Below are 24,606 nucleotides of genomic sequence, written 5' to 3' on the forward strand. Positions count from 1 at the left end.
AGATGAGCCTCAGGGGACGCTCAGTCGAGGTTCAGGGCACCCTCAGAATGGGTTCAGATGAGGCCGACCTCGCGGGCGAAGAGCACCAGGCCGACCCGGTCGCGGCACTCCAGCTTGGCCAGCAGCCGGCCGATGTGGGTCTTGACGGTTCCCTCGGCCATGTAGAGGGTCTGGGCGATCTCGGCATTGGTGGCGCCCTTGGCGATCTCCACCAGCACCTCCTGCTCCCGGTCGGTGAGCACCGAGAGCCGCTCCTCGTTCTGCTTCGGGTTGCTCGGCAGCCTCGGGACGACGTGGTCCAGCAGGCGCCGGGTGGCCGAGGGGGCCACCACCGCCTCACCGGCGGCGACACTGCGGATCGCCGAGAGCAGTTCGGCGGGCCGGGCGTCCTTGAGCAGAAAGCCGGAGGCGCCCGCCTTCAGCCCGGCGTAGACGTACTCGTCCAGGTCGAAGGTGGTGAGGATCATCACCTTGGTGTCCAGCGGGGAGGCGGCGATCCGGCGGGCCGCCTCGACCCCGTCCATCACCGGCATCCGGATGTCCATCAGCGCGACATCGGCCGGGGTGGTGCGCAGCACGTCGAGGGCCTCGGCGCCGTTGGAGGCCTCCCCGACCACCTCCATGTCGTCCTCGGCCTCGATGAGCATCCGGAACCCGGAACGGACCAGGGACTGGTCGTCGACCAGCAGCACGCGAATCGGCTCGGGCATGGGACCTCCGGGGTGAGGGAACACCCCATCCTAGAGGGAGGTCAGCGTCCCGATCGAAGCGGCAGCAGGGCGCGCACCCGGAATCCGCGGTCGGCCAGCGGGCCGGTCTCCAGCTGACCGCCCATCGAGGTGACCCGTTCCCGCATCCCCTGCAGGCCATGTCCCCGGCCGTCCCCCTGGATCGCCTCGCCGTGACCGTCGTCGGTGATCGTCAGACACATCGTGGTGGGCCGGTAGTGCACCGCCACCTCCGCGTGGGCGGTCGGGCCGGCGTGCTTGAGGACATTGGTCACCGCCTCCTGAACCACCCGGTAGGCGGTCAGCCCGAGCGCCTCGGAGACCTCCGGGCGCTCCCCGGTGACGGTGAGGGAGATCCGGTCCCCGGAGTGCTCCACCAGCTCGGGGATGTCGGTGAGCCCGGGGGAGGGGGAGTAGGCGGCCTTCTCGGTCGGGTCCTGGCGCAGCACCCCGACGATCCGGCGCATCTCGACCAGGGCGTCGCGTCCGGTGTCGGCGATGATGTCGAGCACCTCGGGGGCCTTCTCGGGCTTCTTGAGGGCCAGCGCCTTGCCCCCCTCGGCCTGGACGATCATCACCGACAGGGAGTGGGCGACGATGTCGTGCAGCTCCCGGGCGATCTCATTGCGGGTGCGCTCCTCGATGACCCTGGCGTCCTGCTCCCGCTCGGCGAGGATCGACCGGTAGCGCTGGGCCTTGGCCATCCGCTGCTGGGAGCCGATCAGGGCCGCCTCGCGCAGCCGCCGACCGATCGCGTAGGGGGTGATCACCAGGCCGGCGCACACCGCCATCGACAGGAACCACAGCATCCAGGGGGTGCCGCCGTTGGCGGGGTAGTCGGCGGTCATCGCGGCGTGCCACCGGGTGGGCCCCAGGATGGCCCCCAGCGCCCCCGCCCACAGCACCCAGCGGGACTGCGGGCCGCCGGTCCACCGGGCCACCGAGTAGGAGGCGATCGGAATGGTGAGCAGGGACAGCACCGGCCAGGGGACGATGATGAGCTGGATGGTGGCGCCCAGCCCGACCAGACCCATCATGAGCATCGGCTGGTCGCGGCGGATCGTCACCGACCCGACCATCAGCATCGAACTCACCAGGGCGGCGATGTACTCCGGACTCGGATGCATGATGACCGAGGTGACATAGGGCACCACGGTGAGCACGGTGAGGACGACCACCACCGTGATGTCGACCCACAGCGCCCGTTCGGAGTCCTGGGGGCGGCCGTCGCCCAGCTCGGGGTTGAGCACCTCCTCCATGCCGGGGATCGAGAGCTGCTCCTCGGTGCGCGCCGCACCCCGGGTGGACCGGGTCGAGGAGAACCGCGTCAGGCGCGCACGAACACCGCTCCCGGACCTCTGCTGCGGTGCGGGGGCCGTCGCATCACGCCCGCTGCTGCTCATCGCCACCAGTGTATGGACGGCCCTCAACCAGCCGTCGCGCGGGATTCGCCGTAGGATTGCCCCGGGCATCAACGCGACAACACTCAATGACGAAGGGCACGGTCAACGATGCGGATTCTCATCACAGGCGGAGCGGGATACATCGGGTCGACGGTCGGGTCGGCCTGCGAGGAGGCGGGCCACGAGGTGGTGGTCCTGGACGACCTGTCGGCGGGACGCCGCGAGTTCGTCCGCGACCGGAAGTTCTACCAGGGCGACGTCGCCGACCAGGACCTGCTGGACCGGGTGTTCACCGAGAACCAGATCGACGCCGTGGTGCACTGCGCCGCCAAGATCATCGTCCCCGAGTCGGTCGACCAGCCGCTGGCCTACTACGAGAACAACGTCGCCAAGACCATCAAGCTGCTGCAGGCGATGGCCCGCAACGGCGTCAACCGCATCCTGTTCTCCTCCTCGGCCTCCATCTACGCCACCGACGCCGAGTTCAAGGTCACCGAGAAGTCCGCCCTGGACCCGGGTTCGCCCTACGCCACCACCAAGTTCATGGTCGAGTTCGTGCTGCGCGACGCCGCCCACGCCTCCGACCTCAAGGCCCTGTCGCTGCGCTACTTCAACCCGATCGGGTCGGACCCGAAGCTGCGCACCGGCCAGCAGATCGAGCACCCCACCCACGTCCTGGGCAAGATGATCGACGCCTGGCTGGACAAGACCACCTTCACCGTCACCGGAGCCGACTGGCCGACCCGCGACGGGTCGGGGATCCGCGACTTCATCCACGTCTGGGATCTCGCCCGCGCCCACGTCGCCGCCCTCGAGCACCTCGACGAGGTGACCGCCGAGGATCCCTACCAGGTCTTCAACATCGGCACCGGCAACGGGGTCACCGTCAAGGAGCTGGTGGACGCCTTCGAGGAGGGCACCGGCAAGCCGCTGGACGTCGTCTACGGCCCGCCCCGTCCCGGTGACGTCGCCGGCGCCTACACCGTCTCGCACCGCGCCAAGGATCTGCTCGGCTGGAGCGCCCAGCTCACCCCGGCCGACGGCATCCGCGATGCCATCGCCTGGCTGCCCGAGCGCAAGAAGATCCTGGGCTACTGAGCCCCGGAGGACCGGCACGAGGATGAAGCACAGGTTCTGGTGGGGTCTGGTCGCACTGGCGGCCGGATGTCTGGTCGGCGGGCGGATCGACGCCCACCGACGCCGTCAGCGGGCCGCCCTGTGGGCGGTGGCGACCGAGGGAGTCTCCTCGGCCGACCCGCATCCCCGCTGGTTCTGAGCCGGGCTGGTTCAAGGCTGGGCTGGTTCAAGGCTGGGCTGGTTCAAGGCGGGGCGCCCCGTGGCGCGAGAAGGAGAAGACGATGGTCTCACTGGTGACCTTCGACATGGCCGGCACCACCGTCGATGACGGTGGTGCGGTGTCGCGGGCGCTGCGCGCGGCGGTCGAGGAGACCGGCGCCAGCGTCGCTCAGGAGGACCTGGAGGTCTGGTCCGGGGTGGAGCGGACCAGCGCCATCTCGGCGCTGATGGCGCTGGGCGGGGTGCACCCCGCCCGCGGTGCGGCACGCGCCCAGTTCCTGAGGTTCTCCACCATCCTGGCGGACAGCTGGCGCACCGACCCGCCGCAGGAGATCGCGGGGGCCACCGAGACCTTCGAGACCCTCCACGAGGAGGGCATCCGGGTGGCCCTCACCACCGATCTGAACGAGGCATCGGTGACCCCTCTGATGGAGGAACTGGGCTGGTGGCCGGCCCGCCGGCCGCTCATCGACACCGTCGTGACCGCCGACGACGTGGCCTCCGGGTGCCCCGCCCCCTACCTCATCCACCGGGCGATGGAGCGCACCCGGGTGGTCGACGTCCGCCAGGTGCTGGCGGCCGGGGACACCGTCGTCGATCTGCAGGCCGCCCGCAATGCCGGCGTGGCCCCGGTCAGCGTGCTCACCGGTGCCGGGGACCGGCAGACCCTGGAGGCGGCCGGCCCCGACTACCTGCTCGGGTCGATCGCCGAGCTGCCGGCGGTGATCTCGGCCGCCGGCTCGGCGATGGGCTGAGCGCTTCAGACGCGCATCAGTACCTTGAGCAGGGCCGTCATCTGCCGGGCGACCGCCAGGTGATCGGCCGGGTTGCCGGAGATGATCGCCTCGATCATCTGCTGGTCGTAGAGGGTGCGCATGATCGAGAGCAGGTCGTCCACCGAGATCCCCAGCCGGACGTCGTTGGCCGCGATGACGTCGGCGACCAGGTCGCGCAGGGCCGGGGTGCAGGACTCGTTGAGCGCCCGGTAGGCCGGTCGCAGTTCGGGGTCGCGGGCCGCCTGGAGGCGGATCTCGTTGATCGCCAGGATGGTCTGGGGGTCGGTGCTCACGGTGGACAGGAACAGGCTGACGGCCCGGTCGAGCTTCTGCTCGATCGGCAGTTCGCTGGCCGAGACCCTCGGCAGCTGGGTCGACAGGGTCTGGTAAGTCTGGTCGATCGAGCGCTGCAGGACGTCGAGGCAGAGGTCGTTCTTCGACTCGAAGTTGGAGTAGAAGGCGCCGCGGGTGAACCCCGCCTCCTCGCAGATCTCCTCCACCGAGGCGCCGTCGACCCCCTTGCGGGCGAACACCCGGATCGCCGCCCAGGCCAGCCGTTGCCTGGTGGCCTCCCGCCGGGTGCTGACCTGCTCGCGGGACGCAATCACATCGGTCATCGTTGGCCTCCTGTCCTCCGGCCCCTGCCAGTTTGCATACGGAAGTGTATCGGATACGCTTCCGTACTGGATACGGGTATGTATCGGACCTGCTCAGGGGGAGTACCGGCGGGCCGACATCCCGGATCTGCGAGTCATCGTCCGCCAGCGGCGCCGACGGCACGCGGAAACCGAGTGTGTCGATATTTCTGAGGTGACGATGTCCTCCTTCCTGCATGATCTCAGCGCCTGGTGCTTCCGGCGCGCCAAGACGGTCATTGCGATCTGGCTCGGGATCCTGGCCCTGCTGGGCGGGCTGACAGCCGGTTTCGGGGGATCATTCGAGGACACCTTCACCATTCCCGGCGCACCCTCGCAGGTGGCCATGGACAACCTCAAGGCGACCTTCCCGCAGGCCGCCGATCTCACCGCCGATGTGGTGGTCGTGGTCCCCAAGGGGGACTCGGTGGAGTCGGCGGCGATCCGCCCGAAGATCGAGCAGGGGGTCACCGACCTCGGGAAGCTGAGCTTCGTCCGCACTGCCACCTCCCCGTGGGCCAAGTACGTCAGCGGCATGATCAGCGACGACCGGACGGCCGCCGTCATCCAGGTTGATCTGGGCAACACGACCCAGGTCTCCTTCTCCGACAAGGACAAGGCGGCCCTCCAGCAGGCCGGTCACCGGATCGAGCAGGCCCTGCCGGTGGGCGCCAGGGTGACCGTCGGCGGCCAGGCCTTCGGCGCCACCTTCCCGTCCATCGGGATCACCGAGGCGCTCGGCGTCGTGGTCGCCCTCATCGTGCTGTTCATCACCCTGGGGTCCATCGTCGCCGCCGGGATGCCGGTCCTCACCGCCCTCATCGGGGTGGGGATCTCCACCTGCATCACGATGTTGCTGGCCAATTTCACCGACATCAACTCCACCACCCCGCTGCTGGCCGTGATGCTGGGTCTGGCGGTGGGCATCGACTACGCCCTGTTCATCCTGTCGCGGCACCGCGACCAGCTCGCCGAGGGGGTCGATCCGCAGTCCTCGGCGGCCCGGGCGGTGGCCACCTCCGGTTCGGCGGTCGTCTTCGCCGGGACCACCGTCATCATCGCCCTGGTCGGTCTGGCGATCGCCGGGATCCCCTTCCTCACCGTGATGGGCGTCTTCGCCGCGGTCGGCGTCGCCCTGGCGGTGGCGATCGCCCTCACCATGCTGCCCGCCTTCATGGGACTGATGGGGCAGCGGATGGCCCCCCGCCGTCCGCGCAGGAAGCGCAGCAGGGCCGCCGCAAAGGTGGCCGCCGCTGACCAGGAGGCGGTCGGGGACGGCGCCACCGGCTCCGGCCGGCAGAGCGGCGCGGCACCGGCCGCCGAACCCGCCCGGGCCACCAAGGACCCCCGCAAGGGGATCTTCGGCTGGTGGGTGCGGGTGGTCACCAAGGTCCCGGTGGTCACTGTCCTCATCGTCGTGGTGGTGCTCGGCTCCCTGGCCATCCCGGTCAAGGACCTCCACCTCTCCCTGCCCAGTGCCGCCGAGGACGCCCTCGGCACCCCCTCCCGGCAGACCTACGACACCCTCACCGAGAAGTTCGGCGAGGGGTTCAACGGCCCCATCATCGTCACCGCTGACATCGTCAACTCCACCGATCCGATGGGTGTCATCAACGGGTTGAAGAAGGAGATCGCGGACCTGCCCGGCGTCAAGCAGGTGCCGGTCGCCATTCCCAACCAGAACGTCGACACCGGCATGATCCAGGTCATCCCGACCACCGGGCCCTCCGACCAGGCCACCGCCGACCTGGTGAACCGGCTGCGCGACCAGCAGTCCCGGTGGAAGAGCGAGTTCGGGGTGGACACCGGGGTGACCGGCGTCACCGCCATCCAGATCGACGTCTCCGACCAGCTGGGCCGGGCGATGCTGCCCTTCGCGCTGTTCGTGGTGGGGCTGTGCATCATCCTGCTGACCGTGGTCTTCCGGTCCATCGCGGTGCCCATCAAGGCGACCGTGGGATACCTGCTCTCGGCGGGAACCGGACTCGGCGCCGCCCAGCTGGTCTTCAACCGCGGGGTCGGCCTGAGCATCATCAACATCGACAAGCCGGTGCCGATCATCTCCTTCATGCCGATCGTCGTGATGGGCATCCTGTTCGGCCTGGCGATGGACTACGAGGTCTTCCTGGTCTCGCGGATGCGTGAGTCCTACACCCACGGGATGGCGGCCAAGGAGGCCGTGGTGGACGGTTTCGTCCACTCCGGCAAGGTCGTCACGGCGGCCGCCCTCATCATGTTCTCGGTCTTCGCCTTCTTCATCCCCGAGGGGATGCACGCGCTGCGCGAGATCGCCCTGGCGCTGGCCATCGGCATCGTGGTGGACGCCTTCCTGGTGCGGATGACCTTCGTCCCCGCCGTCCTCACGATGCTCGGTGACAAGGCCTGGTGGCTGCCGAAGTGGCTGGACGAGCGTCTCCCGGTCCTCGACATCGAGGGGGAGGCCGTCACCCGCGAGCGCAATCTCGCGCAGTGGCCCACCGCCGACCACACCGAGGCCGTCCACGGCGAGGATCTCGCCGTCGAGGGGCTGTTCAGCGGGGTCCGCGCCCACGTCGAACCCGGCGAGGTCCAGGCGGTGGTGGGACCTCCGGGGGCCGTCACCGGCCTGCTGCTGGCCCTGTCGGGGCGTCTCACCCTCGACTCCGGCACCTGCCGGTCGGCCGGCGAACTGCTTCCCGACCGGGCCCCCCGGGTCCGGCGGCTGGTGACCTTCGTCGACGCCGCCGAACCCGACGGGCTGGCCGAGAGGCTCCGCCGGGGCCTGGCCCCCACCACCCGACTGGCCATCATCGACCACGCCGACCAGGTCGTCGACCCGGAGTCCCGGGCCGCCCTGGAGCATCTGTGCACCCGGGCCCGCACGGCAGGACGCACCGGCGTCCTGCTCGGCGCCCAACGCGCCGGCCGACTCGACTGGCTCAACCCCGACGGGGTCGGCGAGCTCGCCGCCGTCGACCCGACTCCCGCCCTTCCCGAAGGAGCGAACTGATGTCCCCACGCACGAAGTCCACAGCCTCGGGGTCCTCCAGCGCCCGCCCCAGGGCCGAACGCTCCCACTCGACCATCGCGCTGAGCTGGCACACCGTGGTCGCCCTGGTGCTGGTGCCGCTGGTGGTGGCCGGGGCGCTGATCGGCACCACCTGGAAGATGACCAACCGGCTCTCCCAGGTGCAGGCCGCCATCGTCAACCAGGACGCCGGGGTCACCCTGGGCGGCCAGTTCGTCCCGCTGGGCCGCCAGCTGTCGGGGGGACTCATCAAGTCGAGCACCACGACCACCGATGGGCGGCCCATCTCCTGGGTGCTCGCCGACTCCGCCGGCGCCGCCAAGGGACTGAAGGACGGCAGCTACGCCGCCGTCGTCACCATCCCCAAGTCCTTCTCCAAGGACGCCACCTCTTACTCGGCCAACAAGGGTGACCAGGCCCGCCAGGCCGTCATCACGGTGGCCACCTCGGACTCCTCCCCGGTCACCGACTCGGCGATCGCCACGATGACCGCCCAGGCCGCCCAGAACCAGATCAACAAGACCCTCAACAGCCAGTACCTCGACAACATGTACATCGGGCTCAACAAGTCGGCCAGCGGGATGGTCTCCCTCAGCAAGGGCGCCTCCCAGCTCAACGACGGCGCCCAGCAGCTCACCGGCGGGGTGAAGTCCGCCACCTCGGGCAGCCAGCAGCTGTCCAACGGTCTCGGCCAGCTCGACAAGGGCGGGCAGACCCTCACCTCCGGCGGCTCCCAGCTGCTGGTCGGGGTGCGTCAGCTCGCCTCCGGGGTCGCCCTGCTCGACGCCAACGGCAGCAAGCTCAACGCCGGTGGCACCCAGCTGGCCTCAGGTGCCAGGACTCTCGACGCCGCCGGCAGCAAGCTCAATGCCGGTGGCACCCAGCTGGCCTCGGGGACCAGGACCCTGGACGCCAACGGCAGCAAGCTCAACGCCGGTGGCACCCAGCTTCGCAACGGCGCCAACCAGCTGTCGGCCGGCATCAATCAGATCGACCGCCAGCTCCAGCAGACCAGCGGCACCGTCCCGTCGATGAGCCAGGAGCAGCTCGCCCAGATCCAGCAGCTGAGCACCGGGGCCACCGCGATCGCCGACGGCAGCGCCGGGGTCTACGCCGGAATGCAGCGCTACCAGGGGGCGATGGCCCGACCCACCGACTCCCAGATCGCCCAGGTCGTCAACCAGATCTGCGCCCAGAACGCCCAGGCCTGCGCCACCGACGCCGCCCGGGCACAGCTGGCCGCCGGGGTGAAAGCCGGGATGGCCGCGGCCGCCCAGTCGATGGGCAGCTCCTCCGACCCCGACTCCCTGATGGGCGGGGCCCGGGCCACCAGCGAGGGGGCGCGCAGCTACGCCTCGAAGGTCAGCGAGGGGATCGATCAGCTCACCGCGACCCTGAAGGCCCTGCCCGGCCAGATCGGCAAGCAGATCACCGCCCTCAAGGACGGTGTCCACCAGCTCGCCACCGGCGCCAACCAGGTCTCGAGCGGGGTGTCGACCTACACGAACGGCGTCTCGCAGTACACCGCCGGGGTGCACACCCTGTCGTCCGGGGTGTCGACCTACACGAAGGGGGTCTCGCAGTACACCGCCGGGGTGCACACCCTGTCGTCCGGGGTGTCGACCTACACGAAGGGGGTCTCGCAGTACACCCGCGGGGTGCACACGATGGCCCAGCAGATGCCGACCCTGACCACCGGCGCCCAGCAGTACGTCGCCGGGGTGGGGCAGTTCGCCCAGGGGGTGCACCAGACCTCCCAGGGCGCCGACAAGCTCTACGCCGGACAGGTGAAACTGTCCCAGGGAGCGGTCAAGTTCGCCCAGGGCTCCGACACCTTCGCCACCGACGTCGCCAAGGGGGCCAAGCAGGTGCCCACCTACTCGGCCTCCGACCGGCAGAAGCTGTCCGACGCCGTCTCCTCGCCGGTGCAGGCGAGCAGCACCCCGATGGGCACCTCGGCATGGGTGGTCGGACTGATCCTCATCCTCGGACTGTGGATCGGCGCACTGGCGATCTGGACGGTGGCCCGCACCGTGCCCTCCCGGGTGCTCACCTCCTCCCGGTCCACCCTCTCCCTGCTGTGGAGCTCGCTGTCGACCGGCGCCGGCGTGATGGCGGCCAGCGCGGCGGGGCTGGCCCTGCTGGCGACCCTCACCACCGGCATCTCGGTGCCGCGCGGCCTGGGGCTGTTCGGGATGCTGCTGCTGGTCGGCGCGATGTTCCTGGCCGTCAACCACGCCCTGGCCGGCTGGCTGCACGCCATCGGACGGTTCATCAGCGTCATCCTGGTGGCCGCCGCCTCCGCCGTCGGACTGGTCTCGGCGGTGCCGGGTCCGGTCCGCTGGGTGCACGACATCTCCCCGCTGAAACCCGCGATGGAGGCGCTGACGGCGATCCTGGCCGGTCACTCACCGACCTTCGGATCCCTGCTGACGATCATCATGTGGTTGCTGATCGGAGGACTGGCGAGCCTGCTCGCGGTCAACCGGGCCCGGCACATCAGTCCGGCCAAGGTGATCGCCGAACTCACCTGAGGACCGAACGGTCCCGGTGCTCGCGGCGCAGGCGGTCGTGGTGCAGCAGGGCTGCGCCGAGGACCGCCGAGAGGAGGGAGCCGATCAGCACCGCGGCGCGGGCCGCGGTGACCTCCTCGGCCCCCTCGAAGGACAGCCCGGCGATGAGCATCGCCACGGTGAACCCGATCCCGCACAGCAGGCCGACCGGCAGCAGATCGCGCAGCGTCAGCCCCTCGGCCATCCTCAGCGGCGTCCACCGGGTGACCAGGGCGGTGGTGGCCATGATCCCCAGCGGCTTGCCCACCACCAGGGCGATCGCGACCGCCCATGCCACCGGATGGTCGACCAGCCGGGACCCTGCGCTCAGCGGGATCCCGGCGGCGAAGACCGCGAAGACCGGCAGGGCCACCGCGTTGGACACCGGCTGGACGAGCTGACCGAGCCGGGTGGCCCTGGAGACGAGCTCCCCGCCGAACCTGCGGGTCGGCATCACCAGCCCCAGGGCGACACCGGCGATGGTGGCGTGCACCCCCGAGGAGTGCACGCACAGCCAGGCCAGCACCGCCACCGGGGCCAGCAGCCACCAGCGCACCCGGGGGCGTCGGGCCAGCCACCCGAAGACCGCCACCGCGGCCGCCGCACCGATCAGCGCGGGGAGCCGCAGGCCGTGGGAGTAGACGATCGCGATGATGAGGATCCCGATGAGGTCGTCGACGACCGCGACCGTGAGCAGGAAGACCCGCAGACCGGCCGGCGCGCCGCGTCCGGCCAGCACCAGCACCATCAGGGCGAAGGCGATGTCGGTGGCGGTGGGGATCGCCCAGCCGTGGGCGTAGCGGCCCGCCCCCATCGCGAACAGCACGCCCGCGTAACACAGCGCCGGGATCGCCACCCCGCCGCAGGCGGCCAGGATCGGCACTGCGGCCCGACGCGGGTCGCGCAGGCTGCCGGCCCGGATCTCCTGGATCAGCTCCAGTCCCACGGTGAGGAAGAACAGGCTCAGCAGGACGTCCTGGGCCCACTGGTCGGCGGTGAGAGGACCCAGTCGGGACCCCGACAGCCGGTGGAAGGAGTCGCGGGCGGCGGTGTTGGCCAGCAGCAGCCCGGTCACCGCCCCGACCAGCACCAGCACACCACCGGTGGTCTCCCGGCTCAGGGCGATGCGCGCCCGGGTGGTGATGCTGGTCATGGGACTCCTTGAGGGACGGCGCCGGGCATGAGGACATGACGGCGTGGTTGACTTGGGGGATACGTCCTGCGTGACATCGATGTGCGGAGATGAGTGTTCAATGACGACCGGATTTCAGCCCAATGAGTTCGAGTTTGCCAGTGACGACAAGGGAGAGTTCGTCAAGGTGATGGCCCGCGGCTACCAGGTGCTGGCCAGTCCCGGGATCAACCAGGGGTCGGCCTTCAGCCTGGAGACCCGCGAGGCGCTGGGCCTGGACGGCCTGCTCCCCTCGGGGGTGACGACCCTCGAGGGCCAGCTCAAGCGGGTCTACGGGCAGTACCAGGCCCAGCCCGACGCACTGAGCAAGTACCTCTACCTCAACGCCACCCACGACCGCAACGAGGTGCTCTACTTCGCCCTGCTCACCGCCCACATCGAGGAGATGATGCCGATCGTCTACACCCCGACCATCGGGCAGGCGATCCAGGAGTATTCCCACTGGTACCAGCGTCCGCGCGGGGTCTTCCTGTCGATCGACGATCCCGGCACCATGGAGCGCTCCCTCAAGGCGATGGGGGACCGTCCCGACGACGTCGACCTCATCGTCGTCACCGACTCCGAGGGCATCCTGGGGATCGGCGACCAGGGGGTCGGCGGGGTCGCGATCACCGTCGGCAAACTGGCCCTCTACACCGCCGCCGCCGGGATCCACCCGCACCGGGTGATGCCGGTCGTGCTGGACACCGGGACCGACAACCTGGAACTGCTCAACGACGACACCTATCTGGGCGTCCGGCACGCCCGGGTGCGCGGCAAGCAGTACGACGACTTCATCGAGCGCTTCGTCACCACCGCCCATCGGCTCTACCCCCACGCGATGATCCACTGGGAAGACTTCGGCGCCGCCAATGCGACGCGGATCCTCGACAAGTACCGCAACGACTACTGTACCTTCAACGACGACATCCAGGGCACCGCGGCCGTGGTGGCCGCCGCCGTGATGGCGGCCGTGAAGGCCTCCGGGACGCCCCTGGCCGAGCAGCGGATCGTCATCCACGGCGCCGGGAGCGCCGGGATCGGGATCGCCTCGCTGCTGCGGCGGGTGATGGTCGAGGAGGGGATGGACGCCGACGAGGCGCGCCGCCACTTCTGGGGACTGGGGTCCCGCGGTCTGCTGCGCGAGGGTCTGACGCTGCGCGACTTCCAGGGCCCCTGGGCGCGCCCGAGCGCCGACCTGAAGGGCTGGAAGCTCGACACCCGCGGCCACTACGAGCTGGCCGATGTGGTGCGCAATGTGCGCCCGACCATTCTCATCGGCTCCTCGGCCCAGGCCGGGGCCTTCACCGAGGACCTGGTCCGAGAGATGGCCGAGTACTGCGAGCGGCCGATCATCATGCCGCTGTCCAACCCGACCAGGAAGGCCGAGGCGGTTCCCTCCGACCTCATCGAGTGGACCGACGGCAGGGCGCTGATCGCCACCGGATCCCCCTTCGAGCCGGTGACCCATAAGGGGACCAGCTACCGGATCGCCCAGGCGAACAACGCCCTGGTCTTCCCCGGCATCGGGCTGGGGGCGATCGCCTCGGGGGCCACCCGGATCTCGGAGGGGATGGTCGCGGCGGCCTCCACCGCGCTGGCCTCCACCGTCGACGTGCACGCCAAGGGGGCCGCCCTGCTGCCCCGGATGTCGAGCCTGCGGTCCATCTCGGCGCGGGTCGCGCTGTCGGTGGTCGAGGCCGCCCAGAACCAGGATCTGGCCACCGTGAAGCTGGGCCACAATCCGGTCCAGGCGATCTACGAGTCGATGTGGAAGCCGCGCTACCCGCGGGTGATCCCGGCCTGAGGGGCCCTCAGATCTGCGGCCGCTGAAGGGTGTCGCGCACCTCGCCGACCAGCTCCTCGAGGATGTCCTCCAGGAAGATCACGCCGATCATCCGGTCGGTGTCGATGCTCCCGCCGGTGGTGGTTGAGGTGCCGGTTGTTGCCGAGGCGTCGGCGTCGACGTCGGTTGCGGAACCAGCTTCGGGCACCACGGCGGCGCAGTGGATCCCGGTGCGCTGCATCTGGCGCATCGCGTCCTCCACCTCGTCGTCGACCCGGACCGTCTCCATCTGGCGGATGTGCTCGGCGCCGATCGGCCGGTCGTGCTCGGCGCCCTGGGCGTAGAGGACGTCCTTGACGTGCAGGTAGCCGGTGATCCTGCCGTGATGACTCACCGGGAACCGGGAGAAGCCGGTCACCGAGACCTCGTGCTCCAGCTGCGCCGGGGTGCAATCGGGGGTCAGCGTGACGAGGTCGGCCAGCGGGACCATCGCCTCGCCGACGGTGCGGTCGGTGAACTCCAGGGATCCGCTGAGCAGGCCCAGGTCGTCGTGGATCTTGCCCTCCTCCTCGGACCTCTCCACGATCGAGGCGACCTCCTCGGTGGTGAATGCGGCGGCGATCTCGGTCCGCGGGGTGAGGCCGGCCAGCCGGACGAACCAGTTCGCGGTGTGGTCCATCGCGTAGATCACCGGCGCTACCACCTTCCCGATCGCCACCAGCGGTGGGGCCAGGGTCAGCAGGGCGTTCTGGGGCATCGCGATGGAGATGTTCTTGGGGACCATCTCGCCGAAGACCACGTGCAGGAACACCACCAGCAGCAGGGCGATGACCAGGGCCACCAGATGGGAGCTGGAGGCCGGCAGCCCGATCGATGTCAGCGGGTGGACCAGCAGATGGGCGATCGCTGGTTCGGCCACCGCACCGAGGGTGGTCGAGGCGACCGTGACCCCCAGCTGGCAGATCGACAGCATGTGAGAGACGTGCTCGAGGGCGTACAAGGCTTTCGCCGACCCGCGTCGGCGCTGTTCCACCAGCGGTTCGATCTGGGACCGCCGGGAGGAGGTGGTGGCGAACTCGCCGGCCACAAAGAAGGCGTTGACGCCGAGCAGGGCGACGGTGATGAGAAGTCCGACCATCGGGCTCATGACTCCTCCTCGTCCTCGGGCTTCGGGGCGGGGGTGATGCGCAGCTGGGAGACCCGGCGTCGCACCATCCGGGTGACGGTCAGTGTCGTCCCGTCCTCGGTCCGGGCGGTGTCGCCGATCGACGGCACCCGGCCCAGCAGGGTCATCACGAGGCCGGCGAGGGTCTCGTAGGGGCCGTCGTCGGGGACCTTCACGCCGGTCCGGTCGCGCAACTCGTCGGGACGCAGCCGGCCGGGCACCAGGAAGCTCCCGTCGGGCTGGCTGTGGATCCCGGCGCGCAGCTGGTCGTGCTCGTCGGCCACCTCGCCGACGATCTCCTCGACGGCGTCCTCCAGGGTGACGACCCCCGAGACTCCGCCGTACTCGTCGACCACCACGGCCATCTGGAGGCCCTCGTCTCGCAGCTGGACCAGCAGCCGGCTCAGTTCCAGGGTCTCGGGGACCCGTGGTGCCGGGTCGAGCAGGGATGAGGAGATCACCGGGACCTCCTCGCGGCGCTGCCAGGGCACCCCGACCGCGCGGCGCAGGCTGGCCAGGCCGACGATCTCGTCGGTGCCCGCTCCCAGCACCGGAAACCGCGAGTGCCCGGTCTCCGAGGCCATCGCCACGACGTCGGCCGCCGATGCGGTGGCCGGCAGGGTGCGCACCAGACCGCGGTCGGTCATCACGTCGACCGCGGTGAGCTGCTCCATGTGGATGGACCGGGTGAACAGGGTGGCGGTGGAGGGGTCCATCGTCCCCTCGTCGGCGCTGTGGCGCACCATGGCGGCCAGTTCGGTGGCCGACCGGGCCGAGGAGATCTCCTCCTGGGGGGTGATGCTCATCCGGTGCAGGACCCAGTTCGCGGTGCCGTTGAGGACCACGATGAGGGGTTTGAAGACGGTGGTGAAGACCATCTGGAGAGGGGCCACCTGGCCGCCGGTGCGCAGCGGGTGGGCCATCGCGATGTTCTTGGGGACCAGCTCGCCGAACAGCATCGAGAACACGTTGATGATGACGGCCGCGGCGAAGACGCCGATGGAGGTGGCCAGGGCGCGGGCCAGACCGGCGTCCCCCAGGGCGCCGGTGAGCAGGTTCGCCGCCGATGACTGGGCCGTGTAGCCCAGCAGGATCGTGGTGAGGGTGATCCCGACCTGGGCGCCCGACAGCTGGGTGGACAGCGACTTCATGGCGGTCAGCACCCGGGCCGCCCCCTTGTCGCCGCGGGCGGCGTGGTTCTCCACCGAGGCCTGGTCGAGGGCCACCAGGGAGAACTCGGAGGACACGAAGATGGCGGTGAAGGCGGTCAGCACGACGCCGACGGCCAGCATGGCGATGTCAGTCCACACGGTGGCTCCCCGGGGTCGAGAGGTCCGGCGCGGTGCTGGTCGCAGGGGGCTCGGTCGTGGGGGACGTGGTCACAGCGGTCCTGGTGACAGGAGCGGTGGCCGTCGAGTTCGTGGTGGGAGGAGGTTCAGCCGACACACGGCTGCAACTGTCACTGTCCATGATGACGGTCAGTGTAGGGCGGCGGGGCGACAGGACACAGTTGCGCGCGGTCGTCCGGGGAATTGCGCTCCGCGCAAGGATGGATGTGTCAGGAGGCGGACGGAGGGACCGAGATGGCCGAGCGGGACGGGATCGTCGATGTGCTGAGCGTCGCCGTGGCCCGGGTGCGCGGGGCCATCGACAGTCTTGACGGCGGCTCGGCACGCGACGCCGACCGTTTCGTGCGCGACCGCTACCGCAGCTCCCGGATCTCCCCGGCAGGCACTGTGATCCGGATGGAGATCGCCAGCGGGATCACCACCAGCGTGCTGGTCGACGGCGTCCAGATGGATCTGGTGATCGAGGTGCGCGGACGTCGCGCCGACATGCCGGTACCGCCCGGCCAGTTCGCCGAGGCGCTGGCACGGTTCGCCGGCTGAGGGTCCCCGCTCGTCCCCGAGTCGGTTCGGGCTACGGTGAGTTCCATGACAGACCACTTCGAGATCGATCGGGACGCGGTGGGAAAGGCTCTGGCCGACGAGCTGCCGCTGGTCCTGCGGGCACTCCAGCTGTGGCTGGTCCAGCTCCAGAACACGATCGCCAAGCTCGAGGGGGACGAGCACCCGTCGGAGAAGGCGCAGAGCTACCTGCGTGCCCACGAGCAGGAGCGCACCCGGCTGCTGGACCTGGTGGCCGAGATCACCGCCTCGGTGGCCGGCAAGAAGCGCGAGGACCTCACTCGTGACGACGTCGCCGCGGCCCGCCGGTTCATCGCCGAGACCTGGCCGACCGACACCGACAAGGACTGACCTCCCGGGCCCCCTTGCCATTCCGGGTGCCGTCCCGGGTGTTGCTGCGGGTGTCGCCCTGATCGCGCTGGGGCCGTCCTGTGGCTTCGTGGCTCTGTGGCTCAGGTGGTCGTACGGTGGGTCATCCGGTCACCCGGAAGCCGGACATCCCGGTGACCGCTGCCGGCATCGTCTCCACCCCGTCCACCCGCGACATGCCGGGGCCGCGGTGCAGCATCGCGACCACGGAGTCGACGTCCTCCTCGGGACCCTCCAACTCGGCCTTGACCGTGCCGTCGGCGCAGTTGCGCACGGTGCCGGCGACTCCCAGGCTCTCGGCGGCGCTCTGGGTGAACCAGCGGAACCCGACCCCCTGAACCCTGCCGCGGACGATGACGTGGACATGAACGGTGCTCATGCCTCCATGGTGCCCGGTACCGGACGGCGTCGTCGGCCGGCGAGCAGACGACCCAGTCTGGCGGCCGCGGCGGCGGGGTCCCTCAGGTCGGCGAGGCAGAAGCGGATGACCTCCAGGCCCTGGTCGCGGATGGCGGCCTCCCGCTGCTTCTCCCGGACGACGACGTCGGATGTGCTCTCGCCGGGACGCAGATCGCGCAGGTACTTCTGGGCGCCGTCGTACTCGCCGACCACCCCGAACTCCAGCCATCCGAAGTCGCAGCGTGCGACGAAGCGGCCGTGCCGGTCGTACACCGTGACCTGCAGGTCGGTGGGGGCGCACCCCTGCAACTCCAGCATGGCCCGCATGAACGACTCCCCCGGGCTCTCGGAGCGCCCGTCGGCGAAGTCGCAGACGGTGCGGGCCATGGCATTGCCGTGACGCCGGGATCCCCGGTTGACCAGGTTCTGCAGGGCCGGCGGGGAGAGTCCACCGGCGAGAGCGGCATCGGCGGTGACGGTGCCTGCGATGAAACCGAACTGCCTGGCCATGTCGACGGCGGTGCGTCCCGGGCTGGTGACCAGCAGGTCGCCGACGCGGACGATCTCGTCCTCGGCCAGCCGGCAGGTCCGGCTCACCAGAAGGGGGCTGCGGTAGCCGCTGGTCCCCGCCGCCCGGTTGACCCAGACGGTGTCGGCGCCGTCGCGCAGCATCGGCAGTCCCAGCAGCGCGACGGCGGAGGTGTGAGTGAGTACCCAGTCCTGGCCTGTCAGAACAGGGCCGGTGGCGGCGATGAGCTCGAGCTGACGGTGGCGCAGGTCCGCCGGAGGTGGACCCTCGACCACGGCTCCGTGGCGAACTCTGGAGACCGTGCCGTCCCGGATCTGTCGTCTCACCGTCGCGTATGAGACCCCGCTGCGACACAGGTCGGTGACCCGCCACACCCGCCGTGAACTGTCCATGGCTGGAGTCAGCCACAGGAATCCCGGCGGCACCAGACCTCGTCACCATTCTGTGGACAACTTGCCTGGCCCGCGGGGCGTTGGTTCCTGCTGTGGACAACTGGGGGGTCGGGGTTCCCGTCACGGATGCAGGGAAGTGGTCGGGTCCCCTCCACGGATGCAGGAAAACTGTCGGTAACCCCGTCACAGATGCAGGGAAATGGTGCCGAAATCCCACAGGTGCAGGCAAAAGGCACGGATGCAGTGGAGCTCCACTGCATCCGTACCTTTTCCCTGCATCCGTCGATCTCGGTGGGGGGTGTGCGGCGTCGAGGACGCCGTCCGAGTCGGGACCGCGGTCCTGGGGGGATGGCAGCGGTGGCGGTGCCGACCAGATCGGTCGGCCGCCTGGTGATCGGTGTTCTGGCGCGATGAAGACCAAGTGTGACGTCGAACGGTCTGCACTGCTGATGAATCTGGGGGCGCGGCCCCTCGACTGCCGTCCGACGGTGTCGCCGTCCCGACGGATGCAGGGAAGTGGTTGGCGTGCCTGTTCACGGATGCAGGGAAGTGGCACGGGTGCAGCGGACTTGACCCGGACCTGCTCCACCACCGTCTGCCGGAAGACTCCTACGTCCGCACAAGTGCAGGAAGATGACCGCTCCGGCATCTGCTGTCCCGACAGATGAAGGCAAATTGTCGGGGCACCTCCACGGATGCAGGAAAACTGTCGGTAACCCCGTCACAGATGCAGGGAAATGGTGCCGAAATCCCACGGATGCAGGCAAAAGGCACGGATGCAGTGGAGCTCCACTGCATCCGTGCCTTTTCCCTGCATCCGTCGATCAGTGGGAGGTGTGGGCCGGTGAGGACGTCGTCCGAGGGGCCCGGCTGCCACGCCCACCGGGCGGGCGTACCCACCGAAGCGGAGAAGCTGACCGACGGGGACAGCCACCAGACAGGGGGACAGCTGTCCACCCCCAGGAAGCGTCTGAGCGCCGGGTGCAAGACATCTTGCACCCGGCGCTCAGACCATCCAGGCCAGTCAGGCCATCCAGACCAGTCAGGCCACCAAGACCAGTCAGACCATCAAGACCAGCCACACAGCTCGGATCACTCAGGCAGGATCCCCAGGTGCGAGTACTTGGCCGGGGGGTTGGCCAGGGCGTCGCGGTCGATGACGGCCCGGGCATCCAGGGCGATCGCACCGGAGGGGGAGACCGTCAGCGGGTTCATCTCGGTCTCGGTGATCTCCGGGTGGTCGGCCACCAGGGTCGAGAACCGGGTGATGACCTTCACCAAGGCGTCCACGTCGGCACCCTCGGCGCCTCGGTAGCCCTTGATGAGCGGCCAGATCCGCAGCGACTCGACCATCGTGCGGGCCAGGGCGGCGTCCACCGGGGCCAGCTGGAGGGCGGAGTCCTTGAGGATCTCGGCCGAGGTGCCGCCGGCGGCGACCATGATGGTCTGGCCGAAGGAGGGATCCCGGGTGGATCCGAGGATCAGCTCGGCATTGCCCGCGCCGACCATCTGCTCGATGACGACACCCTCGATGTGGGCCTCGGGCTTGGCCTTCTTGGCGTTGGCGACGATCTGCTCGTAGGCCGCCCGCACCTCATCGGCGTTCTTCGGACCGACGACGACGCCGCCGACATCGGTCTTGTGGGTGATGTCGGGGGAGGCGATCTTGGCGACCACCGGGTAACCCATCTCGTCGGCCAGCTTTGCAGCCTGGTCGGCGCTGGTGGCCAGCCGGGGCAGTGCGACCGGGATCCCGTAGGCGTCGAAGAGCTCTTTGGACTCGGTCTCGGGCAGCAGCCCGGAGTCAGGCACCCCGGCGATCAGGGCGGCGGCCCGCTCCCGGTCGGGAGCGAAGTCGTCGGCGACGGCGGCCGGCGCGGCGGCCCGGTCGGTGTAGCTCTGGGACTGGGTGGTGTTGACGAAGGCGTCGACGGCGTTCTCGGGGAAATCGAAGGTCGGGATGCCGGCCGAGGCGAGCTTGGCGATGGCCTTGTCGTTCTCGGCGCCGCCGCCCATCCACACCGCCAGCACCGGCTTGTCGGTGGTCTGCGCGGCGGCGATGACGGCGTCGGCGGAGCCGAGGATGTCGGTCATGGCCTGGGGGGTGAGGATCACCAGGATGCCGTCGGCGTCGTCCTCGGAGACGGCGGCCTTGATGGCGGCCTGGTACCTCTTGGCCGGTGCATCGCCCAGGACGTCGATCGGGTTGGCGTGCGACCAGGCGGTCGGCAGCACCTCGTTGAGGGCGTCGAGGGTCGAGGGGGAGATCTCGGCGAGACGTCCGCCGCGCTCCGACAGGGCGTCGACCGACATGACGCCGGGGCCTCCGGCGTTGGTGACGACGGCCAGGGTGGGCTGGTGGGCGGTCCGGTCGGCCGCCAGCAGCTCGATGGTGTGGTACAGGTCGGAGATCCGCAGCACCCGGGTGGCGCCGACCCTCTCGAAGGCGGCGTTGTAGACCTCATCGGCGCCGGCCATCGCACCGGTGTGCGAGACGGCGGCCTTGGCCGAGGCGGCGAAGCGTCCGGCCTTGTAGATGACCAGCGGCTTCTTGGCGGTGAACCGCCGGGCCGCCGCGGTGAAGGCCTGGGCGTCGGAGATCGACTCGGCGTAGACGACCGCGGCGTGGGTGTCCTTGTCGTCGACCAGGTAGTCCAGGGTGGCCGCCAGCTCGACGTCGGCGGCGTTTCCGAGGGTGACGAGCTTGGAGAAGCCGATCCCCTTGCCCAGGGCCCACTCGATGACGGCCGCGGTGAGAGCGCCCGACTGGGAGACCAGGGCGATGTTGCCCGGCTTGGGCATGTGCCCGGCGAAGGTGGCGTTGAGGCGGCGCTCGGGAACCTGGAGTCCCAGGCAGTTCGGCCCGAGCAGGCGCATCCCGGCCTTGTGGCAGATGTCGACGACGTGGTCCTCCATCGCGCGGCCCTCGGGGCCGACCTCGCGGAACCCGGCGGCCATGCAGATGATGCCCTTGACGCCGGCCTCGGCGCACTGCTTCACGACGTCGAGAACACCGACCGCCGGCACGCACAGGATGGCGAGATCGGGAGTCTCAGGGGTTTCACGAACGCTCGGGAAGGCGGGCACGCCGCCGATCGACTCGTGCTTGGGATTGATGGGATAGACGACGCCGTCAAAATTCCCATTGAGAAGATTGCGGACAACCATGTGTCCGAGGTTGGTGGGCTTGGTGCCCGCTCCCACAACCGCGACGCGGTGCGGAGTGAACAGACAATCCAGTTCGCCACTCATTGGTGAGACCTCCATGTCAAAGATTTGCCGGCGAGCCCGCGGGAACCCGCCGCTGCCACAGTAGCAGACGTGTTTTCGGGCAATAATTCCGGCACGGAGTTGTATTCTTAATCGCCCTGGACGCACTTGTAATCAGCGATGAACAGGTGATCCACAGGGAAAATGTCATGGGACATTTGATGCAAAGTTGCAGGCGTCGGATCACAGGGTTGAACGCGAGGGTCACGACGTCGGGGCCCGGCTCCGGGGCGCCAACCTCAGCAATGGCGCGAGACGGAACGCTCAGGCTCGTTGCGCGAACCGATCGTCGGGACCGAGCGGTCGTGGTGGCCGGCGGGCGCCGACGGCTACCGTCGGTGACATGGCTGATGAGATCGAGTTCGGTACCGGCGGTTGGCGCGCAGTGATCGCCGACACCTTCACCAAGGCCAACGTCCAGCGACTGGCCCAGGGGCTGGCCGACCGGATCCACCACGAGAAGGTGTCCGACCGCCCGGTCGTCATCGGCTACGACCAGCGCTTCCTCTCTCCTGAGTTCGCCTGGTGGGCGGCCGAGGTGCTCGCCGGCAACGGCATCCACGTCCGCCTCATCGACCGGCCGGCCCCCACCCCGATGATCATGTGGACCGTCCGCGACAAGGAGTGCGCCTACGGGCTGGCCGTCACGGCCTCCCACAACCCCGCCATCTACAACGGCATCAAGGTCTTCACCGAGGGCGGCCGGGACGCCGAGGTCGAGGTCACCGGTCCGCTCCAGGAGCACGTCAACCGGCTGACAGCCGACGACGTGCGGGCCATCACCCGCGCCGAGGCCCTCGACCAGGGGCTCATCCGGGTGCAGACCTCGATGAACTGGTACATCGACTCGATCCTCGACCAGGTGGACCTCGACGTCATCCGGCACGCCCACCTCAAGATCGTCCTGGACCCGATGTTCGGGGTCTCCAAGACCTGCCTCCAGACCATCCTGCTCACCGCCCGCTGCGACGTCGACACCATCCACGAGCGCCGCGACACCCTGTTCGGCGGCCGGCTCCCCTCGCCCAACTCGAAGACCCTCAAGGCGCTGGCCGGGGTGGTGGTCGAGCGCGGCGCCGATCTGGGCATAGCCACCGACGGGGACGCCGACCGGCTCGGCATCATCGACGACCTGGGCAACTTCCTGCACCCCAACCAGATCCTGGTGCTGCTGTACACCTACCTGCTGGAGGAGAAGGGATGGGTGGGCCCGTGCGTGCGCAACCTGGCGACCACCCACCTGCTCGACCGGGTCGCCGAGGCCCACGGGCAGAAGTGCTACGAGGTGCCGGTCGGCTTCAAGTGGGTCTCGGCGAAGATGGCCGAGACCGGTGCGGTGATCGGCGGCGAGTCCTCCGGCGGCCTGACCGTCAAGGGCCACATCTCCGGCAAGGACGGCGTCTACGCCGGCACCCTGCTGGTCGAGATGATCGCCAGGCGGGGCAAGCCGCTCTCCCAGATCTACGCCGACATCGTCGAGCGCTACGGCAGTTTCGAGATGGTGGAGGACGACTTCTCCTTCGCCCCGGAGGCCAAGGAGGGGCTGAGGAGGCGGATCTACGTCGACAAGGACCTGCCGGCCTTCGACCTGGCGGTCGACCACGTCTCCGACATGGACGGCATCAAGGTCTACTTCTCCAACGGCGGCTGGCTCATCGTCCGGTTCTCCGGCACCGAGCCGCTGCTGAGGGTGTTCTGCGAGATGCCCGACGCCGCCCTGGCCCAGCGGTGCGTCGACGCGGTGGTCGACAAGTACGACCTCGGCTGAGCCGCCTCCGGGTCGCCCCGGGCCCTCTTCAACCACTCAGTCGATCCGTTCCAGGCCGCCGGACAGCACCCCGGCCAGGGTCGACCGGGTGGCCCGCAACCCGCCGACCACCATCAGCGCCCCTGCGGCGACCACCGCCGCGGTGACCGCCATGGTGAGCGGATCCAGGATCAGCGCCGCCCCCACCAGGGGCATCAGGACGATCGCCGCGCTGGCGATCGAGACCGCCATCACGAACCACAACGGCCCCAGCACGGCACGGCGTCTGGCCTGCTCCTGCTCGGCCATCGTCATCCCGACCAGATCCAGGCCGACCTCCACATCGCGGCGGTCCAGCACCGCCGAGGTCTGGTTGATGCCGACCGAGCAGGCCACCGTCGCGAAGGCGAAAGCGATGGTGAGGATGATCCCGGTGCGGATGTCGGCGATCAGCATCGCTCCGGCAGGATCTGCGTCAGCACTGCCGGCCTTGCCGATCAGGGCGACGCCGGCGCCGCCGGCCACCGCGACGAAGCACACCGAGCCCAGTGCCGAGACCTGGCGCCAGGCGGCCCGGGGGGACTCCAGCACCATCCGCGCGGCCACCACCGCCGGTGCGGTCCGGGCCCTGCGCAGCCGGGACCGGAAGTACACCGCCAGCAGTTTCGGCCCGACGATGGAGATCACGCCCAGTCCGATCGCGATCGCCAGCAGGACGACGGCGATCGACACCACCGGTCCGGTGCCGACCCCAAGAAGGGGTGCGATCCGCCCGGCCGACGCCGCCACCGTCAGCAGGACGACGCCGATGATGATCCGCGCCACCGAGACGCGCTGGGCGGTGGAACGCATCCGCACTCTCAGCGGGGAGATCTCGACCCGGCGCAGGCTCACCGCCGAACTGGCCAGGGCCAGCACCAGCAGGGCGCCGATGACCCCGGCCAGGGCGGGGGCACTGAGCAGCAGCGAGGAGGCCCCGATCCGGGATCCGTTGACGCGCAGCAGGCCCAGCAGGGGGATCGACAGGCCGTATCCCAGGATCCCGATGAGGCACCCGACCAGGGCGTGCGCACCGGCCTCGGCGAGGGTGAGCAGTCGCAGCGTGCCCGACCGGGCGCCGAGCAGACGCAGTGAGGACAGCCGCTCGTCGCGGCGTCTGGCCGACAGCCGGGCCGCCGAGGAGGCCAGGGTCGCCAGCGGCATCACCAGCAGGACCGCCGCCAGCCCCGACAGGCCGCGGTAGATGACGCTCATCTGGCCGGGGATCCGCCAGAACACGGCGGCACCGGCGATGACGTCGAGGGTGATCGTGGCGATCACCGCGAAGGCGGTCACCGGCAGCCCCCAGGAGCGCCGGTCGGCCAGGGGGGGCGGGCCAGCATCGGCCAGATCGCGGCGGTGGACCGCAGGGAACCGGCGCCGGGCATCTCGAGCGGGGACGGGTAGTGGACAGGGGTCGGGTTCTCAGCAGGGT

Annotated in this window: 19 protein-coding genes; 9 read left to right on the forward strand and 10 right to left on the reverse strand. The window is 69.7% G+C overall.

Features of this window, described 5'->3' with window-relative positions; all coding sequences use genetic code 11:
• Positions 1-53 precede the first annotated feature (53 nt).
• A complete protein-coding gene (locus tag FEZ32_RS05345; RefSeq protein WP_028702020.1) occupies positions 54-710 on the reverse strand; it encodes a response regulator in 657 nt (218 codons plus the stop codon).
• 41 nt (positions 711-751) lie between these two features.
• Positions 752-2,131, reverse strand: a complete 1,380-nt coding sequence (locus FEZ32_RS05350) for a sensor histidine kinase (RefSeq protein ID WP_138680129.1) — start codon at positions 2,129-2,131, stop codon at positions 752-754.
• 108 nt (positions 2,132-2,239) lie between these two features.
• Between FEZ32_RS05350 and galE the strand changes: the two genes are divergently transcribed.
• The 3 genes from galE (at position 2,240) to FEZ32_RS05360 (ending at position 4,182) form a co-directional block, all read left to right on the forward strand.
• Entirely contained in the window at positions 2,240-3,229 is a 990-nt protein-coding gene (gene galE / locus FEZ32_RS05355; RefSeq protein WP_028702022.1) for a UDP-glucose 4-epimerase GalE, read from the forward strand.
• A gap of 22 nt (positions 3,230-3,251) precedes the next feature.
• On the forward strand, positions 3,252-3,407 hold the full coding sequence (locus FEZ32_RS13515) for a hypothetical protein (RefSeq protein WP_154655305.1): 156 nt from the start codon (positions 3,252-3,254) through the stop codon (positions 3,405-3,407).
• A gap of 82 nt (positions 3,408-3,489) precedes the next feature.
• The gene (locus FEZ32_RS05360; protein WP_028702023.1) at positions 3,490-4,182 is read left to right on the forward strand and encodes an HAD family hydrolase; all 693 of its coding nucleotides are present in this window, start codon (positions 3,490-3,492) and stop codon (positions 4,180-4,182) included.
• 5 nt (positions 4,183-4,187) lie between these two features.
• Here FEZ32_RS05360 and FEZ32_RS05365 read toward each other — a convergent pair whose 3' ends face one another.
• Positions 4,188-4,820 (reverse strand): TetR/AcrR family transcriptional regulator, encoded by a 633-nt coding sequence (locus FEZ32_RS05365; RefSeq protein ID WP_028702024.1) that lies wholly within the window; start codon positions 4,818-4,820, stop codon positions 4,188-4,190.
• A gap of 199 nt (positions 4,821-5,019) precedes the next feature.
• Between FEZ32_RS05365 and FEZ32_RS05370 the strand changes: the two genes are divergently transcribed.
• Both FEZ32_RS05370 and FEZ32_RS05375 read left to right on the forward strand, forming a co-directional pair.
• Positions 5,020-7,827, forward strand: a complete 2,808-nt coding sequence (locus tag FEZ32_RS05370; RefSeq protein ID WP_051238008.1) for an MMPL family transporter — start codon at positions 5,020-5,022, stop codon at positions 7,825-7,827.
• Positions 7,827-10,379 (forward strand): YhgE/Pip domain-containing protein, encoded by a 2,553-nt coding sequence (locus FEZ32_RS05375; protein WP_138680130.1) that lies wholly within the window; start codon positions 7,827-7,829, stop codon positions 10,377-10,379. The genes FEZ32_RS05370 and FEZ32_RS05375 overlap by 1 nt, the downstream gene beginning before the upstream one ends.
• Here the strand turns inward: FEZ32_RS05375 and nhaA are convergent.
• Complete coding sequence (gene nhaA, locus FEZ32_RS05380) at positions 10,372-11,550, reverse strand: Na+/H+ antiporter NhaA (protein ID WP_051238010.1); 1,179 nt, start codon at positions 11,548-11,550, stop codon at positions 10,372-10,374. The genes FEZ32_RS05375 and nhaA overlap by 8 nt on opposite strands.
• A gap of 100 nt (positions 11,551-11,650) precedes the next feature.
• Between nhaA and FEZ32_RS05385 the strand changes: the two genes are divergently transcribed.
• Positions 11,651-13,375, forward strand: a complete 1,725-nt coding sequence (locus tag FEZ32_RS05385; protein ID WP_028702027.1) for an NAD-dependent malic enzyme — start codon at positions 11,651-11,653, stop codon at positions 13,373-13,375.
• A 7-nt stretch (positions 13,376-13,382) separates the two neighbouring features.
• Here the strand turns inward: FEZ32_RS05385 and FEZ32_RS05390 are convergent, their stop codons facing one another.
• Positions 13,383-14,501 carry a hemolysin family protein gene (locus FEZ32_RS05390; RefSeq protein ID WP_138680131.1) on the reverse strand — a complete coding sequence of 373 codons (1,119 nt, stop codon included), beginning with the start codon at positions 14,499-14,501 and terminating at the stop codon, positions 13,383-13,385.
• Complete coding sequence (locus FEZ32_RS05395; RefSeq protein WP_217496627.1) at positions 14,498-15,829, reverse strand: hemolysin family protein; 1,332 nt, start codon at positions 15,827-15,829, stop codon at positions 14,498-14,500. Before FEZ32_RS05395 ends, FEZ32_RS05390 begins: the two co-directional genes overlap by 4 nt.
• Positions 15,830-16,072: 243 nt before the next feature.
• Between FEZ32_RS05395 and FEZ32_RS05405 the strand changes: the two genes are divergently transcribed.
• Positions 16,073-16,408 carry a hypothetical protein gene (locus FEZ32_RS05405; RefSeq protein WP_028702030.1) on the forward strand — a complete coding sequence of 112 codons (336 nt, stop codon included), beginning with the start codon at positions 16,073-16,075 and terminating at the stop codon, positions 16,406-16,408.
• A gap of 45 nt (positions 16,409-16,453) precedes the next feature.
• Complete coding sequence (locus tag FEZ32_RS05410; RefSeq protein ID WP_138680133.1) at positions 16,454-16,777, forward strand: hypothetical protein; 324 nt, start codon at positions 16,454-16,456, stop codon at positions 16,775-16,777.
• 121 nt (positions 16,778-16,898) lie between these two features.
• Here FEZ32_RS05410 and FEZ32_RS05415 read toward each other — a convergent pair whose 3' ends face one another.
• The 3 genes from FEZ32_RS05415 to FEZ32_RS05425 form a co-directional block, all read right to left on the reverse strand.
• Complete coding sequence (locus FEZ32_RS05415; protein ID WP_028702032.1) at positions 16,899-17,174, reverse strand: acylphosphatase; 276 nt, start codon at positions 17,172-17,174, stop codon at positions 16,899-16,901.
• On the reverse strand, positions 17,171-18,115 hold the full coding sequence (locus tag FEZ32_RS05420) for a hypothetical protein (protein WP_244937921.1): 945 nt from the start codon (positions 18,113-18,115) through the stop codon (positions 17,171-17,173). The genes FEZ32_RS05415 and FEZ32_RS05420 overlap by 4 nt, the downstream gene beginning before the upstream one ends.
• Positions 18,116-19,207: 1,092 nt before the next feature.
• A complete protein-coding gene (locus tag FEZ32_RS05425; protein ID WP_175415732.1) occupies positions 19,208-21,367 on the reverse strand; it encodes an acetate--CoA ligase family protein in 2,160 nt (719 codons plus the stop codon).
• Positions 21,368-21,728: 361 nt separating this feature from the next.
• On the opposite strand from FEZ32_RS05425, the gene FEZ32_RS05430 reads away from it, so the two are divergent.
• Positions 21,729-23,153 carry a phosphoglucomutase/phosphomannomutase family protein gene (locus FEZ32_RS05430; protein ID WP_097798126.1) on the forward strand — a complete coding sequence of 475 codons (1,425 nt, stop codon included), beginning with the start codon at positions 21,729-21,731 and terminating at the stop codon, positions 23,151-23,153.
• 36 nt (positions 23,154-23,189) lie between these two features.
• Here FEZ32_RS05430 and FEZ32_RS05435 read toward each other — a convergent pair whose 3' ends face one another.
• Positions 23,190-24,467: an ABC transporter permease family protein gene (locus tag FEZ32_RS05435; RefSeq protein WP_175415733.1), complete on the reverse strand. Its 1,278-nt coding sequence runs from the start codon at positions 24,465-24,467 to the stop codon at positions 23,190-23,192.
• Between the last annotated feature and the right edge of the window lie 139 nt (positions 24,468-24,606).

The organism is Acidipropionibacterium jensenii (assembly GCF_005890135.1).
Lineage (GTDB): Bacteria > Actinomycetota > Actinomycetes > Propionibacteriales > Propionibacteriaceae > Acidipropionibacterium > Acidipropionibacterium jensenii.

Coding starts and splice junctions, on each gene's coding strand:
- FEZ32_RS05345 (WP_028702020.1), bottom strand. CDS start 710: ATGCCCGAGCCGATTCGCGTGCTGCTGGTCGACGACCAGTCCCTGGTC.
- FEZ32_RS05350 (WP_138680129.1), bottom strand. CDS start 2,131: ATGAGCAGCAGCGGGCGTGATGCGACGGCCCCCGCACCGCAGCAGAGG.
- galE (WP_028702022.1), top strand. CDS start 2,240: ATGCGGATTCTCATCACAGGCGGAGCGGGATACATCGGGTCGACGGTC.
- FEZ32_RS13515 (WP_154655305.1), top strand. CDS start 3,252: ATGAAGCACAGGTTCTGGTGGGGTCTGGTCGCACTGGCGGCCGGATGT.
- FEZ32_RS05360 (WP_028702023.1), top strand. CDS start 3,490: ATGGTCTCACTGGTGACCTTCGACATGGCCGGCACCACCGTCGATGAC.
- FEZ32_RS05365 (WP_028702024.1), bottom strand. CDS start 4,820: ATGACCGATGTGATTGCGTCCCGCGAGCAGGTCAGCACCCGGCGGGAG.
- FEZ32_RS05370 (WP_051238008.1), top strand. CDS start 5,020: ATGTCCTCCTTCCTGCATGATCTCAGCGCCTGGTGCTTCCGGCGCGCC.
- FEZ32_RS05375 (WP_138680130.1), top strand. CDS start 7,827: ATGTCCCCACGCACGAAGTCCACAGCCTCGGGGTCCTCCAGCGCCCGC.
- nhaA (WP_051238010.1), bottom strand. CDS start 11,550: ATGACCAGCATCACCACCCGGGCGCGCATCGCCCTGAGCCGGGAGACC.
- FEZ32_RS05385 (WP_028702027.1), top strand. CDS start 11,651: ATGACGACCGGATTTCAGCCCAATGAGTTCGAGTTTGCCAGTGACGAC.
- FEZ32_RS05390 (WP_138680131.1), bottom strand. CDS start 14,501: ATGAGCCCGATGGTCGGACTTCTCATCACCGTCGCCCTGCTCGGCGTC.
- FEZ32_RS05405 (WP_028702030.1), top strand. CDS start 16,073: ATGTGTCAGGAGGCGGACGGAGGGACCGAGATGGCCGAGCGGGACGGG.
- FEZ32_RS05410 (WP_138680133.1), top strand. CDS start 16,454: ATGACAGACCACTTCGAGATCGATCGGGACGCGGTGGGAAAGGCTCTG.
- FEZ32_RS05415 (WP_028702032.1), bottom strand. CDS start 17,174: ATGAGCACCGTTCATGTCCACGTCATCGTCCGCGGCAGGGTTCAGGGG.
- FEZ32_RS05420 (WP_244937921.1), bottom strand. CDS start 18,115: ATGGACAGTTCACGGCGGGTGTGGCGGGTCACCGACCTGTGTCGCAGC.
- FEZ32_RS05425 (WP_175415732.1), bottom strand. CDS start 21,367: ATGAGTGGCGAACTGGATTGTCTGTTCACTCCGCACCGCGTCGCGGTT.
- FEZ32_RS05430 (WP_097798126.1), top strand. CDS start 21,729: ATGGCTGATGAGATCGAGTTCGGTACCGGCGGTTGGCGCGCAGTGATC.